A 19,297-nucleotide genomic window follows, 5' to 3' on the forward strand; every position below is an offset into this window, starting at 1 on the left:
TGATCCTGCGGTTATCGTATTTTGCCGGGCGTCCACGTTGACCTGATTTCGGGTGTTCGGGCGGCAGCATTCTCTTGGTTCGATTCCACTCGCTGGAGGTCAGTTCATATCTTCTCTCTTCCATGAGAAAAGTTTAAGCGATTGGATCGATTTAGGCAACTTTGACGTTTTTTAAACAAGCCCTAGTATTACTTGTTGCGGGCGAGACGAAAGCCGCGGCTGCGGAAGGCGTCGCCGGGCATCTGCGACGAGCGGTAGGCGCTGCGCAGGTGCTTGGCGAAATCGTTCCAGCCGCCGCCGCGGCAGACGCGCGCGACACCCTTCTCGGGGCCGGCGGGGTCGGCCTGCGCGGCGGCCGGATACACGCCGTAGCGGTCCCAGCACCATTCGCTGACGTTGCCGTGCATGTCGCAGAGGCCGAAGGCGTTGGGCTTGAAGCTGCCCACGGGGATGGAATCGCCGCGGTAAGTGCCCGGCTTCACGTCGAGTTTTCCCGTATCGAAATAGTTCTGCTCGATGTTATAGGGGTAGTGGCCGTAGTAGTTGGCGTCGGTCCAGGACGGCGACGGCTCGATGCTGAACGGTCCGGCGCCGCCGGCGCGGCAGGCGTATTCCCATTCCACCTCCGTGGGCAGGCGGTAGCCGTTCGCGTCGCGGTTCCAGGTCACGTTTTCGCCGTCGATCGCGTAAGCGGGCGTCAGCCCTTCCGCGGTGCTCTTCAGGTTGCAGAACTTCACGGCGTCGTACCAGCTGACGTTCTCCACGGGCAGTTTTTCACCGCGGGTGTGGCGGCTGGGGGTTGCGCCCGTCAGCGCCTTGTATTCCTCCTGAGTGACCTCGCGGCGGCCGAGATAAAAGTCGCTCACCGTCACGTGATGCTGGCGTTCGTCGTTCTCGCGCCACGGCTCGCCCTCGGGGCTGCCCATGATGAACGTGCCGCCTGTGATCAGGATCATTTCGTCTTACGGCGCCGCCAGCGCGGCTCTCGCGCTCAGCGCCAGGAGGACCAGCAGGATCAGCGTGCTTTTCATGGCGCTCGCCTAAAATCCGTTCTTCTCCAGCCAGGCGTCGAGGTCCGCGCTCAGCGAGGAGCCGCCGTCGTAGTAGATGGAAAGCGGATTCTGCACGACGGCCGCGGGGATCAGCTTGGTGATGGCGGAGACGCTCTGGCCGAGCCGGCCGCCGCCGTTGCTGCAAAAAGGCGACACCGTTTTGCCGGTGAAGTCGTAACTCTCGAGGAACGTGGCGACCGGCATGGGGATCGACGCCCACCAGTTGGGATAGCCGAGCAGGATCGTGTCGTACTTCGCCATGTCGGCCACTTTGCCCCTGATCTCCGGCCGGGCCTGGGCGCGCTGGTCGCGCTGCGCTTCCTTCAGCACGGTGTTGTAGTCGTCGGAGTAGGGCTTGACCAGCTCGATCTCGAAAATGTCGGCCCCCGTCTTTTTCTGGATGGCGCGGGCGATGCCGCGCGTGTTGCCGCCCCACGAATAGAAAACGATCAGCGTCTTCTCCTTCGTCGGTTTCGCCGCCGCGGGCAGCGCCCAGAGGGCCGCCAGCGCGGACAGACCGATCATCAGCGCGTACAGGTTTTTCATATTTGGAATCTCCTTTCATAATGAGACATCTGCCGGAAAGGCCTTTGTGCGTGGCCCTGCCTCTGGTGGCTCATTATAAAGGTTTGAGCGCCCTTCAGGTCAAGAGTCCCGGAACGATTATACGGAGATTTGTGCCAGCGGCGTCAGGATCGATAAATCGGGCTGGTTCGATCCCAGCGCCGGCGACGTGATCGGCTGGTATATGACGATGAACGGGAAAGCGCAAAACGCGGGCGCAGAAACGCGTCCGCGAGAAGCGATGCTGATTCTCGATGAAAAAGTTTCATCGGCAATCCGCATTACATGAGGTGTTTGAGAGCTTTTTGTGCAGGCTGGTAATTGGGGTTGATGGCGAGAACGGCGTCGAAACATTTGCGGGCGTTCTTCTTGTCGCCGCATTTCAGCGCCGACATGCCGGCCCAGTAGGTGTTGAGCAGGTCGAAGCTGTTCTCGCGGGCGCTGCGGTTGAACATGGAGTAAGCGCTGCGGTACTGCCCCGCCTTGTAGGATCTCTGCCCGTTGCGGTAGATGATGCGCAGATTCGAGAGGCGGTTGGCCGGCATGTTGTAGGCAGTGAACAGTCGGTCATCCGTGCAGCTGTTCACATTTACGGGCGGATTGTCTTTGAAGACGGGACCGCCTTCGTCGGCATATTGCCCCGGTACGGAGGCCTTGCCGGTCTTGTCGCTTTGGGGAAGCGGAGGTGCGTCGGGGACCGTCGGTTCGGGCGGAGCTTCGCTGCCGGCAATCACGGGAGCGGGCGCGTCGGGGACGAGACGTTCGGCGGTGACGGGCAGACTGCGCGCGCTCTCGCCGGGGTCGATCTCGTCGAGCAGGTCGCCGGTGCGGATGGAAGCGGGGCCGCCCTTGCCTTTCACGTAGGCGCAGAGGCTGTAGTTCGGCTTGACTTCGACGACTTTGACGAGGGCGTGATAGACTTTTTCGGCGTCGATGATGGAACCGTCGATGGCGCGGATCGGTTCGCCCTCTTCGTAGACGCCGTAGAGCTGGCCTTTGGCCGCGCCCTTGGCGGAGCCCATGTCGATGAGAGCGCGCTGCGGCGTGACTTTGATGACGTGATAGGCGACGCCGCCGATGCGGCGTTCCAGTTCGCGCACAACGCGCTTGACGGCTTTCATGGCGGCCTGCGAACCGACGCCGCCGTACTGCGTCGTGCCGATCACGGTACCTTCGTACACGGCGCCGGCGATGGCGCGGCTGGCCGCGCCGGTCTGACGCAGAGCGGCGGTGATGGCGCCGGTGGTGGTGTCGATGGTGCGGACGTCGAGCGTGACAGTGCCGACGTTGCTGCCGACGGCCAGACCGAAGTTGTGGATGGGCAGCACGCCGCCGGTCTGTTGTTCGTCGAACTGGGTGACGGCGCCGGTGATGATCCATTCCACGCCGGCGAGACGACCGACTTTGACGAGCGTCGATTCGGACACCAGTCCCGACATGGAAAGCCTCTGCTCGCGGGCCACTTTTTCGAGGGCGGTGCGCTCGTAGACCTGGAACGATCCGGAATTGGAAAGTTCGGTGATGAACATTTCCGTGAGCGCGTCGGCGACGTCCGACGAAACTCCCGGCGCTCCCGACCTGAAACGGTCCACGCCGATGCGGATCACGGCCGCGGCGGGCGAAAGCAGAACGCTTGTTATCAGAAACGCGGCGGCGCACAGCGTTTTGATTCCTTTCATCGATAATCCTCCTTGGAGTAATAAAACAACCTGCGCTCTGGGGTGGAGCGCAGGTTGTGATGGACCGGAAAGAACTTATTCGTAGTCGAGCTTGACGTCGTCGGGCTTGCGGATCGGCTCGATGCCGTCGCCGCGTCTGAGCCCGCCGCCGCGGACGATCTTGGCCTTGGAATACTGGGGACGGGCGTCGATGATCTGGATCACGGCGACATAGTAATGTTCCGCGTCAAGTACGTTGCCGTGAAGGTCGCGGATCGCTTCGCCCTCGCGGTACACGGCGTAATACTGGCCCTTGCGGGCGCCGCCGGTGGCCGTGCCGGCGTCGATGGTGACGTTGCGGACGCCCTTGGCTTCAAGCACGTGGAACCCTTCGGCGCTGCCGGGCGCGGCGCCGGCGCCGATAGCGGCGCGGAGATTGGCGATCACTTTGGTAATGGCCTTGTGAGTGGCGGTAGCCAGCTGTCCGCCGCTGCGGCCGGTACCGAAACCGCCGTAACGACTCAGCAGTCCGCCGAGGACGTTGGTGCCGGCGCCCTCGGCGCGCCCCGCGTAAACGATGGCGCCGGTCGTGGTGTCGACGATCCTGACGTCGAGCGTGACGTAGGCGGTGTTGGTGTTGATCAGGCCGCCGATCAGGCTGCTGCCGCCGCCGATAATGCCGCCGCCGGCGGTGTCGCTGGCGCTGTATTTGGTCACGGCGCCGGTCATCATGTACTGAGCGCCGGCAAGACGTCCGGTGCGCGAGGCGGTGTTGCTGTCGATCAGGCCGGACTGCCCCATGCGCTGCTCGCGGGCGATCACGTCGAGACGGTCACGCTCGACGACCTGGAAGGTGCCGCTGTTGACGAGCTCGGTGATCATCATGTCCATGATGGAATCGACGGGCACGTGGCGGCCGGAACTGTTGCGGAAGGTCTCGACGGAGATGGTATAGGCCGCAAGAGACGGAACGGCGAAGCACAGAGCGGCGCAAAACGCCAGCAGGATTTTGAGCGATTTTTTCATGGTCCGGGGACTCCCTTCGGTCTAATAGATGTCGACGTACATGGTGCTGTCGGTGATGTCGTTGATGCGGGCGTAAGGCACTTTGTCGACGATGGCCTTCTGCAGTTCCTTGAGGTCGAAGTTGCCGAACACGGTCAGCTGGGCCCAGTCGCCGTCAAACCGCCCGGTGCGGGCGGAGGTGACGCCGTAAACCGTCTTGCAGGCGGTGACCACGCTTTGTACGGATTTGAGGTCGCGCGCTCCTCTGACGAAGACGTAGAAGCCCCCGTCGGTGACGTTGGGGTTGGCGGGCACGCCGGTGATTTTCTCGGCAAGTTCCTCGGCCGCTTTCCTGACGGCTTTGATCTCGGACTCGTCAGGCGTGGCGCCGACTTCCTTGCCCATGGCGGAATCGGAGAAGATCGTGCGTCCCGTGGAATCGTAAACGTGCACCATGACGACGGCCGAGCCGGTGTACATGCCGAACTCGTTGCGGATCGTGTCCAGCACTTCCACGGTGCCGTCGACGTACTGGCTGACGCCGTGCGCGCGGCTGATCTTCTTGACGGCGCCGGGGCCGGGTTGTTTGGGCTGAGCCTTGACGATGCGGGCGGTGATCTGGTCGCTGACGACTTTGTAGCCGTTTCTCACCAGCGCGCTGCGGATCGTCTCCGTTGCCAGGGCGGCGCCGCGGGCGGCCGAGGCGTAGTGCGTATAGCTCATGCCGCCGTAGTAGTTCCAGCTGGACAGCGACGTATAGCGCGTGCCGGGCTCGACGTCGTAAAGGATGACGGCGATGGCCCGGTTCTTCCGCAGCGGCGCCGCGACGGCCGTGACCGCCAGCGCCAGCACCGCCAGCGCGGCGAGGGTGAAACGAAGGACTTTGCGGTTCATAATGGATACCTCCCCAAAATTAAGGCTTTAAAAACACATGGTGTTGAGAAGCTGCGCCCGGCCTGCGACCGCTCCGAGAAGCGCAAAGGCGACGACCAGCGTCAGCAGGATCAGGAAAAAAGCGGTGGTGCGGCAGAACCGTTTCATGACGAAGACTTCCTTCAACGCAAATTTTGTCGCTTTGTAAAAAGCATAACGGCAAAGATATCCGGACGCATTAGCGAAAACAACAATATTTGGTTCTGTCGGACCGCGCGGAACGATCCCTTGCAGGAATTTTGTTTAAATATAACATACTGATAAAAGAAAGAAAAGACATCACCCGTTGGGGTGAAATTTGAGGGGAGAGCGCAGAAAGATAGATGAGCAGAATGTTTGTAAAAAATATAGTTGAAATATAAGATTTTAATTGACTGTCCCGGCATTTTTTTATAAACTCGTGAAACACGGAAGAAGTTCTTGCGTTATCGCAAGCAGACGCACCGGATGATGCAAGAGATTCTTATAGCCGCAGATGTGCAGATGACGGAAAAGAGGAGAACTGAATCTTATGGTTGAACTGGAGCACTTCGAAAACGCGGAACTCTTCAAAAAAATCAACGCTTTGCCCGTGCGCGCCATCGTCGAAACGCCGTTTTACGGCAACAACGTCACGAAGATCGAAAGCGTCGCCCAGGCTTACGAGCTAGCCAAAAACAGCCCCGGCACGCTGGAGCTGACCGGCATGCCCGTGTATCAGCCGGAGGCGCAGGGGTTGCCGAAGGGCGCCAACGTGCTGATGTTCGACGACGGCGCCGTCGTCGGCCGCGCTGCGGCCGCCCGACGCATCGTCGGTACGCCCGGAGTGGACACGGCCGGACTGTGCAAGATCGTGCGGGAAGCCGTTTATCAGGGGCGCTTCCGCCGTTTTTACGAAGCCGAGACGGTGGTGGGGCTTGACACGGACTTCACCGTCCGCGCCCGCCTTCTGATCCCCGAAGGATTCGAGAACAACTTGCTGAGCTGGATGCTGAATTTCCAGTTCATGACCGACGAAGTGAAAAAATTCTACGCCGGCAGCCGCGTCATTCCCGGCGAAGGCGACATCCTCGTCTATTCCGATCCGTACTGGACGCATCCCGACTTTCCGCTCGGGCTGGCCTTCTTCTCGCCGGAGCAGAACTGCGCGGCCATTCTCGGCATGCGCTACTTCGGCGAGTTCAAAAAAGGCACGTTGACGCTCGGCTGGGGCACGGCCGCGCGCCACGGCTACGCCTCCTGCCACGGCGGCCTGAAGCGCTTCACGCGCCGCGACGGCGAAAAGTTCGTGCTGGCCGTGTTCGGCCTTTCCGGCTCCGGCAAGTCGACCATCACCCACGCGACTCACGGCGGCAAGTACGACATCATGGTGCTGCACGACGACGCGTTCGTCGTCAACGTCAGGGAAAAGTACGCCATCGCCATGGAGCCGACCTACTTCGACAAGCTGCAGGATTACCCGATTGGCTGCGAGGCCAACAAATACCTGCTGACGGTACAGAACTGCGGCGTCACGCGCGACGCCGCCGGCAAAACGATAGCCGTCACCGAGGACGTGCGCAACGGCAACGGCCGCGCCGTCAAGTCGCGTTTGTGGACGGCCAACCGCGTGGACCGCATCGACGAGCCGCTCAACGCCATCTGCTGGCTGATGAAGGACCCGACGCTGCCGCCGATGCTCAAGCTCACCGGCGCCTCGCTGGCCGCGACGATGGGGGCCACGCTGGCCACGAAGCGCACCTCGGCCGAACAGCTGGCCCAGGGCGTCGATCCCGATGCCCTGGTGATCGAAAGCTACGCCAATCCGTTCCGTACCTATCCGCTGTCCATGGATTTCGAGCGTTTCAAGGCGCTCATCGAAGACGGCGTCGACTGTTACGTTCTCAACACCGGCGACTTCATGGGCAAAAAGGTGACGAAGGAAGACACGTTCGCCGCGCTCGAAGCCGTCGTCGACGGCACGGCGAAATTCGAGCCGACGGGGCTGCCCGGCATCGAGTATCTGCCGGTGAAAGGCTTCGAGATGGATCTGAACGACGAAAAATACCGCGCCGCCTTCATGGCCCGCATGAAAGACCGCGCCCGCTTCGTTGCCAGCCGCGAGACCGCCGGCGGCGGCGTCGACGAATTGCCCGAGGACGCTCTTGAATCCATCGAAGCGGTAGTCAGCGCGCTGAGAAAAATGTAGGAGCGCCGGGAACCGATTGCGATTACATAACGAGACAAGGCCCGGCGCCGGAAAATTTTTCCGGCGCCGGGCCTTGTCTCGTTATGCTCATTTGCCGCCGGGATCTTTTTCCTCGACTCCCGCCGAACTTGACGGCATGAAGAGCACCTTGACGGTGGAGATCATCAAATAGAAATCGAAAATCAGCGAAAAATGCTGGATGTAGAGCAGATCCAGCTTGAGCTTGTCCTCGAACAGCGTGTTGTAGCGGCCGAATACCTGCGCATAGCCCGTCAGGCCGGATTTGACCTTGAGACGGTAGCGAAACTCCGGGTATTGGCGGCAGTACTGCTCGATCAGCTCGGGACGTTCCGGCCGCGGGCCGACGAGAGACATGTCGCCCTTGAGGATGTTGAACAGCTGCGGCAGCTCGTCGATGCGCAGCATGCGCAGCCAGCGTCCCACGGGAGTGATGCGGCCGTCGTGGTTGGAAGCCATCTCGGCGCCGTTGGACTCGGCGTTCTGCACCATAGTGCGGAACTTGTACAGCTGGAACGGCCGCCCGCCCTCGGTGACGCGCGTCTGCCGATAGAGCGCTGGACCGCCGTCGTACAGACGGACCGACAGCGCGGCGATCAGCATCAGCGGGCTGAGCGCGATCAGCGCCGCGGCCGAACCGGCGACGTCGATGGCGCGCTTGATGAGCTTCTGCTCGCTGCTCATTTGATGTCCGCGGAACAGGAAGGCGGGGATATCGTCGATCTGGCAGCGTACGGCGCTGTGGACGAAGATCTCGTCCACGTTGGGGACCATGAGCAGACGTTTGTCCGTCTCGTAGCAGTGACGGATCACCATGCTGCGGAACTCCGGCCGCCCGTGCCCGAGCATGAGCACCAGCGGCTGCCCGTCCATGGCGCTCTGCACCGCCGCATCCCCGTCGCTCTCGTGGCAGTACTGGACGATGCGATAGCGTTTGCTCTCGCTGAGGAATTTCCTCAGCACGCGCTCGTCGTCTTCGGGATTGGCGAGGATGGCCAGCGCGTCGCGGGCGGGATTAATGGCGAAATAAACGGCGTTGGCGGCGACGTAAAGCAGCGTTCCCGCCAGAACTTGCGCGCACGTGAGCAATATCATCGGCCCCACCGCGATGAAACGGTGCAGCATGAGGCTCAGCTGCGAGTATCCCGTGAAATTGGCGATAGCCAGCGCCAGCGAGAAGGAATAGATCAGCTCGCGCAGGCGCAGGATACCGATACGGTAAGCCCCGTATGAATAACTGAGAGTATAGAACACCAACAGGTAGACCATGCCGACGACGTAATTGTCCTTGAACATCAGGCGCGGCGCTTCGTACCAGATTTTGAAGCCGCCGATGTAAAGCCCGACGGCGGTGACGACGATCAGGATCTTGAAGAGGAACATGATGGACTTCTTGAATTTTGCAGCGATGGAACCATTCATGAAAGCCACTCCTCAATGGTGGATTGATGAAAGACAGATGCAAGAAGTCTTTCAGAACATTCATATCATAACACACGCGAGGCGAAAAAAGCGCTTTTTCCCCGAACGTCGGCGCCGCTTTGTTTCTTCGCCGGGCAGCCATGATCGCCGCGCGGAACGGCGCTGTGTGTGACGGGGAGAGGCGGCATTTTGCGCGCGGCGGACCGTTTGGTACGAAAAAGGCCGGCCTCAGCCAAGAGACCGGCCTCGCTTTAACGGGACGATGACGGGATCATACCATCAAGAACCCTACGAAGAGATATGCGATCGAAGCCGCCGCGGCGCAGACGAGCGCATAAGGCAGCTGGGTCTTGACGTGATCGATGTGATCAGCCGCCGCTCCCGCGGAGGAAAGAACGGTTGTGTCGGACAGGGGCGAGCAGTGATCGCCGAACACGCCGCCGCCGGCAACGGCCGCGAAGCAGGCGGTAACGAGCGGCGTCACCTGGTTGTTCGTATAGTTGAAGGCCAGCGGCAGCGCAATGGGCATGCAGATCGCGAACGTTCCCCATGAGGTTCCCGTGGCGAAGGCCATGATCGCCGCGATCACGAAGATGATGAAGGGCAGCAGATGAGGCGACAGGAACTGTTGGGCCAAAGAAACGATGTAGTTGGCCGTCCCCATGGTTTTGCTCAGCGCATTGACCGAATAGGCGAGAGCCAACAGCATGACGACGGGCACGGCCCCCTTGACGCCGTCGGTGGCCGTGTTGATGACATCTTTGAGAGGGATGCCCTGCAGCATCATGCTGACGGTCATGAAAATCACGACGGCGAGGAACGCCTCCATGGTCTTGGCGGAGTGAAGCGTGACGTAGGTCCCCACGGCGATGCATACGATCATCAGCACCGGCAGGATGAAATTGAGGAACACGCGCGTCTTCATGCCCTCTTGCGCGGGCATCTCCGTCAGTTCCTTGCCGATCAGCGGCTGAGCGCCGTCGCGCAGGACCTTGCCTTCGTCCATGGCGCGCCGCTCGGCTTTCTTCATCGGCCCGAAATCCTTGACGAGACCGGAGCCGATCAGGAATACGAAGGCCACGGCAAACAGCGCGTAAAAGTTGAACGGCACGGCTTTCACGAACAGGCTCATGGCCTGCTCCTGGTCGACGATGCAGCCCACGCCGACGGCCAGACCGCTCAAATAAGCTGCCCAGCCGGTGATGGGCACCAGCACGGAAACGGGCGCCGAGGTGGAGTCGGCGATGTAGGACAGCTTTTCGCGGCTGATTTTCGCGTTGTCGGAAATACGGCGCATGACCGTGCCGACGAACAGCGGCGAGAAGGAATCGCTGAAATAAACGAAAAGGCCCAGCAGCCACGAAATCAACTGCACGCCCTTGCGTCCCAAATGAAAATCGTGCACCCTCCGCGAAAATCCTTGAATGGCCCCCGTCTTCTGGAAGTAAGCGACGAGAATACTGATGAAGACGTTCAGCATCATGACCCAGGCGAAGCCTGTGGTCCCCATGCTCGTTTTCAGCAACGTGGGCAGCCCCATCAGCCCCTGTCCGGCCAGCAGCGTGCCGGCAAAGCAGGCGACCATCAGCGAGACCACCGTGTTGCGCGTGACAAAGCACAGTACCACGGCGAGGAGCGAGGGAATGACGGAAATAAATCCCATGTTTTGCATCGTAACGCCTCCTTAATGAAAAACAGACTTATGCTTTCTTGTAGAAATTGTTCGAGCGGCTGACCGTCGCGTGAGGCGCCGGGTCGAGTTCGCGTCCGGCGATGCCGAGGACGTCCTCCGGCCTGATCCATGGCTTGCCCTGCAGCGCGCTGGTCTCCTCGTGGGTCAGCATCCCCTTGTAGCAGGTCAGGGCGCGGCGCAGGAAACCGTCGCGCGCGCAAGCCTCGGCGACGCCGCGGTTGAGAATGCTGCGGAAGTGCCCGATGACCGAGGCCGCATAGGCGATGGACGTTGACTGAGCAATGGCGCCGGGAATGTTGCTGACGCAAAAGTGAACGATCCCTTCCTCGACGTAGCGGGGATTCTCGTGCGTCGTCTCGTGGAACGATTCGATGGCGCCCTGGTCATCGTTGCTGATGTCGACCAGCACGGAGCCCTTTTCCATGAGGCGGAGCATGTCGCGAGTGACGAGATAGTCCTTGCAGCCCTTGGGCCATTTGACACAGTTGAGGATCATGTCGGTGCCGGGCAGCAGTCTGGCGACGTTTTCGCGCGTGGAGAAGGCGGTGTCGACGGAATCGCCGTATTCGAACTGAATCGCCCGCAGCGTGCCGATGTTGATGTCGAGCACCGTGCAGTGGGCGCCAAGGGCGTGCAGCACCTGCAGAGCGCTCTTGCCGACGATGCCGCCGCCGAGAATGACGACGTTCATGCCCGGCGCGCCCGCCAGACCGCCTACATATTTGCCCTTGCCGCCGTTGATCGACAACATCGACTCGAGACCGAACAAAGCGCCTTGTTTGCCGGCCGCCTCGCAGTTGGGCGAGCCGTAACGGTGGCAATCCTCGGCGGTGAACGCGATGCACCCGCTCTTGAGCAGCGCCTCGACTTCTTCGGGATGAGCGGCCGGATGGATGCAGGTGAAGACGATCTGGTCCGCGCGGATCAAACCGTACTCGCAGGGCTCGAACTCCTTGACCTTGGTGACGAACTCGGCTCGGGCGTAAATCTCTTCCATCGTGCCGACGATCTCGGCTCCCGCTTTGGCGTAGGCGCCATCGTCAAAACCGGCGCGCTCGCCGGCTCCCTTCTGGACCAGTGCCTCATGTCCGTCGGCGACGATCGTGGAGATCTCGCCGGGCGTGGCGATGGTGCGGTATTCGCCGTTCTTGATGTCTCTCAGAAGACCAAAGATCATGTGAAATCCTCCAGTGTTAGGAAATTTATAGAGTCTGAATATTATATTCAGATATAGCTTAACATAGAATATCATGAAATGAAAAAAATGAGGAGAGGCGGCCGCCTTTCTTTCACTAAAGAATATGCCGCTCGGATCTGCTGTGACAGATCCAACGCATCATGATCAACAAAGCGAGACGGCTACCGGCATAAAGCCGGCGACGGTCTCGCTTTGTGAATTTTCCTCGCAACTCCCAGCAAACTATGTTAACGCTTTCTATCAAGAATCAGTATGACGGGCGCTACACCTCCCGGCAGTGATTCATGATTTCCTCTTCGCTCTTGACGTGGTAGCCGTGACGACGGGCGATGCACATCAGGCTGTCGTCGCCGGTCTTCTCGGCCTGTGTCCGCTCGCCATCCGCAACGCGGATGACGAGGTCGAGCAGGGCTCTGCCGGTGTCTTCGAGCGAATCGCCGCGGGAAATGATGCCCGACGCGTCGAAGTCGAACATTTCGCTCATGGCCTTGTAAGTTTTTTCGTTGCCGGTGATCTTGACGACCGGGGCGATGGGGTGTCCCGTGGGCGAGCCGCGTCCCGTGGTAAAAGCGACGATCTGCGCGCCGCAGCCGATCTCGCCGGTGGTGACTTCGCCGTCGTGGCTTTCGTACTTCATCAGGAACAGGCCTTTCTTGCCCTTCTCGGGCGGCGTGGCGTAGTCGATCACGTCGACAATGGGGCAGGTGCCCGATTTGTGCATGCCGCCCAGCGCCTTTTCGACGATGGAACTGACGCCGCCGTCGGCGTTGCCGGGGGAGATGAGCTGGTTGCGTTTGGCTCCCAGCCGCATGTCGATGCCGCTGCGCAAGACGTCCTCGATCTCGTAAATGGCTTTGTAAACTTTATCGGCGACCTCTTTGCTGACGGCGCGGCGGGCGAGAATGTGCTCGGTGCCGAGCAGCTCGTTCATCTCGCTGAGGATCGCGCTGCCGCCCTGCGCGATCAGCTTGTCCACCATTTCGCCGACGGCGGGATTGGCGGCCAGGCCGCTGGTGGCGTCGGTCCCGCCGCACTTCGTGCCGACGAACAGCTCGCTCAGCGGGCAGGGCACGCGCCGCTGTTCGGCCAGACCGGCGAGCATTTTTCTGCCGGCTTCGACGGCGCGGTTGATCGTGTTGGTCGTGCCGCCTTCTTCCTGGATGACGAAACAGGCGACGGGGCGCCCGTTCTTGCGCACGGCTTCCTCCAGCTCGCGCGGCGGAAAACGCTCGCAGCCGAGGCCAATCACCAGCACCGCGCCGACGTTGGGATGCGTGCCGAGAGCTTTGAGCGTACGGGCCGTCAGTTCAAGATCAAGGCCGACCTGCGAACAGCCTACGGCATGGCGGATTGGCACCGAACCGGGCAGCTGGGCGGCAATGCGCTCCACCGTGCGATTGGCGCAGAACACGGAGGGAATGATGGCCAGATGATTGCGTACGCCCACCGTTCCGTCTGAACGACGGTATCCATTGAAAGTGATCGTCATGATCGTTCCCCCTATCGCCTGCCGCGCTCACAGGACATGTTGTGCGTGTGAATCCATGTGCCGCGGGGCGTGTCGGCCTTCACGCGGCCGATCTCCTCGCCGTACTTGATGACCGGATCGCCGGCGTGCAGGTCTTTGATCAGCACCTTGTGGGCGAATTCCACGTCGTCGAGGAGCGTCAACGGTCCGTCGGGCGTGTCGATCGTATCGCCTCGGAAACTGTCTTCGAGCACTGTTTTCACGTTGTCGGCGGGCGATATCTGCAAACTGCGTCTGAGCATTTTTCAAATTTTCCCCCTCAATTATGCTGTAACGTTTCTTCGGAAAAAAGGTGCGGCATCGCCAACAGAACTTCGAATCGACCGCATCTGTCCGATCGTCTTGAGCTACGCCGCCTTTTTGCTCTGACGCGCTTTTTTCCAGTTGACATACCAGGGCGTGGACTGGATCAAAGAAAGCAGCGCCAACGCCAGCAGCGCGGCGGAGATCGGGTTGGTGACGAAAATCGACCAGCTGCCGCCGCTGATAAGCAGCGCCTGATGTAGGCTGACGTCGAGCATATGGCCGAGAATCAACCCGACCACGAGGGGCGCGACCGGGATCTTGAGCTTGTCCATGAAGTAACCGAGGATGCCGAAACAGAACATCAGCCCCACGTCGAAGAAGTTGTTGTTGATGGCGAAAGCGCCGATAACGCAGAGAATCGTGATCGCCACGGCGAGAATGCGGTTGTGGATCTTCGTCACCGCGATGCACAGGCGCGTGAAGAACAGGCCCTCCACGAACATGGCGAAGCACGAAAACAAGATGGCCCACAGCAGCGTGTAGGTGACGCCGGCGTACTCGGTCATCAGCGTCGGACCGGGCATGATGCCGTGGATCATCAGGCCGCCGAGCAGCACGGCCGTGGCCGAGCTGCCGGGGATCCCCAGCGTGATTGTGGGCACGAGAGCGCCGCCGACCACGGCGTTGTTGGCCGATTCCGGCGCGGCGATGCCGTATTCGTTGCCGTCGCCGAATTCGTGTTTGCTGCGCCCGGGCTTGTAAAAGCGCTTGGCCTCGTTGTAAGCGAACCAGCAGGCCGTGTCGCCGCCCGTGCCGGGGATGATGCCGGTGAACACGCCGATGAGGCCGGAACGGACGATTGTCGGCAGCAGCGCCCTCAGCTCGAACCAGGGACGCACGACGCTGTCCTCGATCGTCCCGATGCGCTCGGCATTGTCCTCGTCCTTCTCGATCAGACGGAGCACCTGGGGGATGGAAAACAAGCCGATCAACGCGACCGTGAAGGGAATGCCCGAGAACAGGTTGATATTGTTCATGGTGAAGCGCGGGATCCCCGTGATGGGGTCCATCCCCACCGTGGACAGCGCCAGGCCGAGCGCCCCCGAGAGCAGTCCCTTGACGGGCGATCCCTGCGACAGCGAGGCGATGATCGTCATGCCCAGCACGGCCACCGAAGTGAGCTCGACGGGGCCGAACATCACGGCCACACGTCCCAGCAGGGGCGCTACTGTCAACAGCGCGATACTGCTGACCACGCCGCCGACAAAGGAAGCGAACAGCGAAATGCCGAGAGCGTGCCCCGCTTCGCCGCGCGAGGCCATCGGATAGCCGTCCATGACCGTGGCCGCCGCCGAAGGCGTGCCCGGTGTACGGATCAGAATGGCGGCGATTGAACCGCCGTACATCGAGCCCATATAAAGCGACGCCAACATGGTGATGCCTGTTTCCGGCGGCATGGCGAACGTCACGGGGACCAGCAGCGCGATCGCCATCGTGGCCGAAAGGCCGGGCATGGCGCCGACGAAAAGTCCCAGCGCCGTGCCGCCGCACATGGCCAGCATGTTGTTCCACTGGAGGATGTTGCTCAGACCGAGAATCATACTGTCAAACATGCGAACACGCTCCTTTTCCCTTAAGCGCCGAGCAGCGGTTCGAGCAGGCCGAGCGGCACGGGAAGATTCAGGAAACGGACGAACAGCAGATAGACGAAAACGCAGAACAGCGCGGCGATCAAGGCTGCCTTGAGGAACCCCGCTGCGCGCAGATAGATATAGCTGACGATCATGAAAAGAGGCGTCGCGACGAAATATCCCGCCTTTTCCGTCACGGCGATGTAAGCGGCGGTCATCAGCGAGTAAACGACCACGCGCACGACGTTGATCCGCGCTTTCTCACCGGATGGAGGGGCCGAGCGCCGCGCATTGAAAGCCATCGCGAAGCTGAGCAGGAAGATCAACGCCGCCACCAGCTGCGGAAACAGTCGAGCGGAATCAGGCATGGACTGGGCTGTAAGGAAAAAGAACAGCCCCACGCCGAAGGAAAACAGCGCAAAAAGGATGTGTTGCATAAAATAGGACATGAAAAAAGACTCCTTCGCACAAACGGACAGCCCCGGTTTTTCGGCGATACCACTTGAAAAAAGGCGGCTTCAGCAAGTGAAACCGCCTCGTGGTTCATTTCGGTGGAAGTTCAGTGTTTCTGAAACTGATCCTTCACTTCGTTCCAAATTTCGGTGAAGTCCTTTTCCTGTTTCTTTAGCATGGCCATGTAGTCGTCGCCGTACTTCATGTCGATGATGGAAGCGCGGTCGGCGCACGCTTTCTTGAATTCGGGCATCTCGGCCATCTTTTTGAACGCTTCGATCAGCGTGTGGCGGGCCTCCTCGGGAATGCCGGCGGGAGCGCTGTAGCCGCGCGAAGAGCCGGATACCACGTCGATGCCTTTTTCCTTCATCGTCGGCACGTCGGGGAGCAGCTCGTAACGTTTCTCGGCCATGATCGCCAGCGCGCGCAGGTTGCCGGCTTTGATCTGAGGGAAGACGATGCCGATGTTGTTGAAGCTGACGTCGATCTTCCTGCCCATCGCCGCCTGCCAGGAGGGACCGTCCCCTTCGAAGGGGACCATCTGGACTTTCAGCCCTGAAGCTTTTTCGAAGATCAGCGTCGTGAAGAAATCGTCGCCGCCGACCCCGGAATTGCCGACGGTGACCTTGCCGGGGTTGGCTTTGACCGCCGCGATGAAATCGTCGAAAGTCTTGAAGGGACTGTCGGCCGCCACGACGACGATGCCGGGATCGCTGATGACGTTGGCGATGGGCGTCAGCTCGTCGACCTTGTAGGTGATGGCGGGCGTCATGATGTAGTTGGTCAGAAGCATGGGCGTGTTGGTGATGCTCAGCGTGTAATCGTCGTTGCGAGTCGCCTTGGCCAGCTGCGTCCAGGCGATCGCCCCGGTGGCTCCCGGGATGTACTGATTGACGAACGACGTGCCAAGGACCTTCTCCAGGTAAGGCTGAGTCAGCTGAGCGACCGTATCGCTGCCGCCGCCGGCCTTGAATCCCTGCAGAACGGTGATCTGCTTGCTCGGATAAGCGGCAAAAGCAGCGGACGCTGCCAGCGCGCCGATCAAAACTGCTGCACCGAAAACGCGATTTCCACTTCTCATCAAAAGATCTCCCCCTCACGATGTATTAATACTGTTTCTTGATAAAAAGCGTTCGCACCGTTTGCCGGGCGCTGCGGGGGAGTTCAGCCGCTCAGAACTCCCTCGACTGCTGCGCGGCTCGCTGTGTGGCTCTCCCTCGCAGCGCCCTTATGCTCGGCCTTTTATATGGAGAAACAGTATAGGTACCTGAACCGTGGTGCCTTAAACCCCCCCGCGGAGCGACGGGGAATGATTTTTCAGAGGTGAAGCAGTCTTTCGCCGAATAACGATCGAGAGCTTTTCGTTGAAAATCAGCGTCAGTTTTTCTGGTTAACCATGATCTACCTGAGGCAAAAACAGTGTAGCATCATGGATATTAAAAATCAAGTCGACAATTTACTTTGAAAAAAAGTCCGCCCCGGACGCTCCTGCCATTGGCGCGTCCGGGGCGGATGGAATTTTTTGTTTAGCCGTTGTCCTTGCGTTCCAGGTTCACGGTGTAACTGAGCTTGTAGCGGGTGTACGTCCGTTCGAGGTGGAGTTTCATGATTTTGCCGGCGGTTTCCGCGTCCTGTCGGAAAATGGCATCGGCCAGTTTCTCGTGCTCGTCGATGATCTGATCGGGCCAGATGTCCTGCGGGCGGCGGGCGATGTCGCCGAGGATCAGCGAGTTCAGCGTGCTCTGCGAGAGCGCGATGACGCTTTCGTAAATTCGCAGCAGCACCATGTTATGGGCGGCCGTGGCGATCAGATTGTGGAAGATGCTGTTCCATTTCGCGCCCTGCAATCCTCGGTCCGGGGGCGCCAGCGCGATGACACGGCGCAGCATGGTCAGCGCCTCGTGAAGATGTTCCAGATCCTGTTCGTTGCGGCGCTGGGCGGCAAAGCGTGCGGCAGGGACCTCGACGAGGCTGCGCACTTCCGAGATTTCGTCATAGAGTCCGACCGGCCAGGCCGACTGAAAGTCGTCCAGCGAACGAAAGGCCCCGCTGACGTCGTGACTTTCCACGAAAATGCCCTGACGTTCGCGAATCTCCAGCACGCCGTAAGCTTCGAGGATGTTCAGACACTCGCGGATATGCAGCCGCGACATGCCGAAATGCTTTTCCAGTTCTCGTTCCGTCGGCAGCTTGCCGCCGCTGACGATCTCTCCGCTCTTGATGGCCTGAAGGATCCGTTTCAGCTGCTCTTCTTTTCTCTTGTTCATGATTTTCCACTCCGCAATGAAATGATGATAACGATCGCTCTAAAATTTTTATGCCGCGACAATCCGCCGTATCCGCTGCCGGCCGCCGAGGGGGAACCGATCCAGGCTGGAAAAGTGAGATGCCGGGCTGCGTGAAAGCGCGCTGTGCCGCCGGCGGAACGTTTTTGTGCCCGCGGGGAGGACTTTCAGGGCGCGGCGGTCACAGCAGGATCGCTCTGTACAGCCCGAAAATGACGAACGGAGCCACGGCCATCTCGATCATCAGCGGCAGGTATCCTTTGTCCAGCGCGGAAACGGAACAGTCCATCTGCTGCAGGGTGAGCGTCTGGCACAGATGCAGGGGCGAAAAGAAATAGCCGTTGAAGCTCCAGGTGTAGATGAAAACGCAGTAGAGCAGCTCTTCCGTCGGCGGCAGGTGCAGGCTCGTCAGCAACGGCACCAAAACGCCCAGCGGCACGTAGCTGAGCCCCGTGGTGAGGCCGAAGAGCAGCGCCGCGGCCGCGATCACCAGCAGCACGCGAAACCCCGACGACTGCACGAACATGGTCTGGAAGGCGGCCATGATGCCGGTCAAATCGCGCACGGTGTTCTGCATGAAATAGATGCCCAGCATCGTCACGAAAGTTTGGCCGCTGAGCCCCTGTCGGAACGCGCGCGCGTACGTCTTCACGTCGCGCCGTCCCCAGGCGGCCAGGATCAGCGCCAGCGAAGCGAAGGCGCTCAGGTACATGGGCACTTTGAACAGGCCGTTGAGCAGCACGATGACGTAGATCGGCGACATGTATTTGAGAATGCTGACGAGCCCGCGGAGCGTGTGCCCGCCGCCGGAGCGCGAAGCGACCGGCGCCGAGGCGCCGCGCAGGTAAAGCAGGTAAGACGCGAACTCCATGCCGGCGACAAAAACGACGTTGAGCGCGATCAGTTTGTACAGGCTGACGTGCGGCGCCATGTTGGAGAAAACGATCATCGAGCTGCTCGTCGGCAGCAGGAAGAAGGCGCAGTGACGGAAGGTCAGGTTGAGCGCCGCGCGCTTGAACACGGGCAGCTTGAGGCTGTCGCCCAATTCGTCGACGAAAGGGCTGGAGATACCCGCGCCGCCGGGCACCGAGACCATGCCGATCGCCGCCGGCAGGATCATGATCACCGCTTTGGCCGACGAAAAAACGTCCTTGAAGGCCTCCACAAGCCGGCCGAGAATGTCGTACTGCTTCATCAGCGCGCTGAGAACGCCGATCTGCAGGATGACGGCGATGGTTTTCATCGTCGGCGGCGAGGTGACGATACTCGTAAAGTTTTCCGCGATACCGCGCAGGGACTGACCGGCGCCGAGTCCCATGATCAGCCCCGTGATCAGCAGCGAGGCGCCGTTCCACAGCTTCCCCTTCGGGAAGAAGACGAGAAAACCGAAGGCCGCGCCCATTGCCAGAAATTCTCTCAGCATGGAGGCCGCTCCTTTCGCGAA

The 19,297-nt window shown here is 60.5% G+C and carries 16 protein-coding genes; 1 reads left to right on the forward strand and 15 read right to left on the reverse strand.

The annotated features are described in order from the left end of the window. Positions 1-188 precede the first annotated feature (188 nt). The 5 genes from D7D26_RS02030 to D7D26_RS02050 all read right to left on the reverse strand — a co-directional run bounded on the left by D7D26_RS02030 (position 189) and on the right by D7D26_RS02050 (position 5,173). The gene (locus D7D26_RS02030; protein ID WP_120371825.1) at positions 189-956 is read right to left on the reverse strand and encodes a formylglycine-generating enzyme family protein; all 768 of its coding nucleotides are present in this window, start codon (positions 954-956) and stop codon (positions 189-191) included. Positions 957-1,040: 84 nt separating this feature from the next. Beyond that, positions 1,041-1,598 (reverse strand): flavodoxin, encoded by a 558-nt coding sequence (locus tag D7D26_RS02035; protein ID WP_120371826.1) that lies wholly within the window; start codon positions 1,596-1,598, stop codon positions 1,041-1,043. Between the two features lie 299 nt (positions 1,599-1,897). After that, complete coding sequence (locus tag D7D26_RS02040; RefSeq protein ID WP_120371827.1) at positions 1,898-3,295, reverse strand: CsgG/HfaB family protein; 1,398 nt, start codon at positions 3,293-3,295, stop codon at positions 1,898-1,900. A 75-nt stretch (positions 3,296-3,370) separates the two neighbouring features. Continuing rightward, positions 3,371-4,300: a CsgG/HfaB family protein gene (locus D7D26_RS02045; protein WP_120371828.1), complete on the reverse strand. Its 930-nt coding sequence runs from the start codon at positions 4,298-4,300 to the stop codon at positions 3,371-3,373. 21 nt (positions 4,301-4,321) lie between these two features. Next, positions 4,322-5,173: a hypothetical protein gene (locus tag D7D26_RS02050; protein ID WP_120371829.1), complete on the reverse strand. Its 852-nt coding sequence runs from the start codon at positions 5,171-5,173 to the stop codon at positions 4,322-4,324. A 550-nt stretch (positions 5,174-5,723) separates the two neighbouring features. Between D7D26_RS02050 and D7D26_RS02055 the strand changes: the two genes are divergently transcribed. Next, the gene (locus D7D26_RS02055; protein WP_120371830.1) at positions 5,724-7,379 is read left to right on the forward strand and encodes a phosphoenolpyruvate carboxykinase (ATP); all 1,656 of its coding nucleotides are present in this window, start codon (positions 5,724-5,726) and stop codon (positions 7,377-7,379) included. Positions 7,380-7,466: 87 nt separating this feature from the next. On the opposite strand, the gene D7D26_RS02060 is transcribed toward D7D26_RS02055, so the two are convergent. The 10 genes from D7D26_RS02060 to D7D26_RS02105 all read right to left on the reverse strand — a co-directional run bounded on the left by D7D26_RS02060 (position 7,467) and on the right by D7D26_RS02105 (position 19,276). After that, positions 7,467-8,819, reverse strand: a complete 1,353-nt coding sequence (locus D7D26_RS02060) for a sugar transferase (protein WP_120371831.1) — start codon at positions 8,817-8,819, stop codon at positions 7,467-7,469. A 271-nt stretch (positions 8,820-9,090) separates the two neighbouring features. Further along, positions 9,091-10,491, reverse strand: coding sequence for a Na+/H+ antiporter NhaC family protein (locus D7D26_RS02065; RefSeq protein WP_120371832.1), 1,401 nt, complete (start codon positions 10,489-10,491; stop codon positions 9,091-9,093). Between the two features lie 28 nt (positions 10,492-10,519). Beyond that, a complete protein-coding gene (locus D7D26_RS02070; protein WP_120371833.1) occupies positions 10,520-11,689 on the reverse strand; it encodes an alanine dehydrogenase in 1,170 nt (389 codons plus the stop codon). A gap of 283 nt (positions 11,690-11,972) precedes the next feature. Next, complete coding sequence (locus D7D26_RS02075; protein ID WP_120371834.1) at positions 11,973-13,199, reverse strand: UxaA family hydrolase; 1,227 nt, start codon at positions 13,197-13,199, stop codon at positions 11,973-11,975. A gap of 11 nt (positions 13,200-13,210) precedes the next feature. Beyond that, positions 13,211-13,480 (reverse strand): UxaA family hydrolase, encoded by a 270-nt coding sequence (locus D7D26_RS02080; RefSeq protein WP_009163624.1) that lies wholly within the window; start codon positions 13,478-13,480, stop codon positions 13,211-13,213. A 105-nt stretch (positions 13,481-13,585) separates the two neighbouring features. Continuing rightward, on the reverse strand, positions 13,586-15,097 hold the full coding sequence (locus tag D7D26_RS02085; protein WP_120371835.1) for a tripartite tricarboxylate transporter permease: 1,512 nt from the start codon (positions 15,095-15,097) through the stop codon (positions 13,586-13,588). Positions 15,098-15,117: 20 nt separating this feature from the next. Continuing rightward, on the reverse strand, positions 15,118-15,564 hold the full coding sequence (locus tag D7D26_RS02090) for a tripartite tricarboxylate transporter TctB family protein (protein ID WP_120371836.1): 447 nt from the start codon (positions 15,562-15,564) through the stop codon (positions 15,118-15,120). A gap of 110 nt (positions 15,565-15,674) precedes the next feature. Continuing rightward, positions 15,675-16,649 (reverse strand): tripartite tricarboxylate transporter substrate binding protein, encoded by a 975-nt coding sequence (locus D7D26_RS02095; RefSeq protein WP_120371837.1) that lies wholly within the window; start codon positions 16,647-16,649, stop codon positions 15,675-15,677. Positions 16,650-17,094: 445 nt separating this feature from the next. Further along, positions 17,095-17,835 carry a FadR/GntR family transcriptional regulator gene (locus tag D7D26_RS02100; protein WP_078017131.1) on the reverse strand — a complete coding sequence of 247 codons (741 nt, stop codon included), beginning with the start codon at positions 17,833-17,835 and terminating at the stop codon, positions 17,095-17,097. A gap of 199 nt (positions 17,836-18,034) precedes the next feature. Then, on the reverse strand, positions 18,035-19,276 hold the full coding sequence (locus D7D26_RS02105; RefSeq protein WP_120371838.1) for a DUF401 family protein: 1,242 nt from the start codon (positions 19,274-19,276) through the stop codon (positions 18,035-18,037). Between the last annotated feature and the right edge of the window lie 21 nt (positions 19,277-19,297).

It is taken from the genome of Pyramidobacter sp. CG50-2, assembly GCF_003612005.1.
Lineage (GTDB): Bacteria > Synergistota > Synergistia > Synergistales > Dethiosulfovibrionaceae > Pyramidobacter.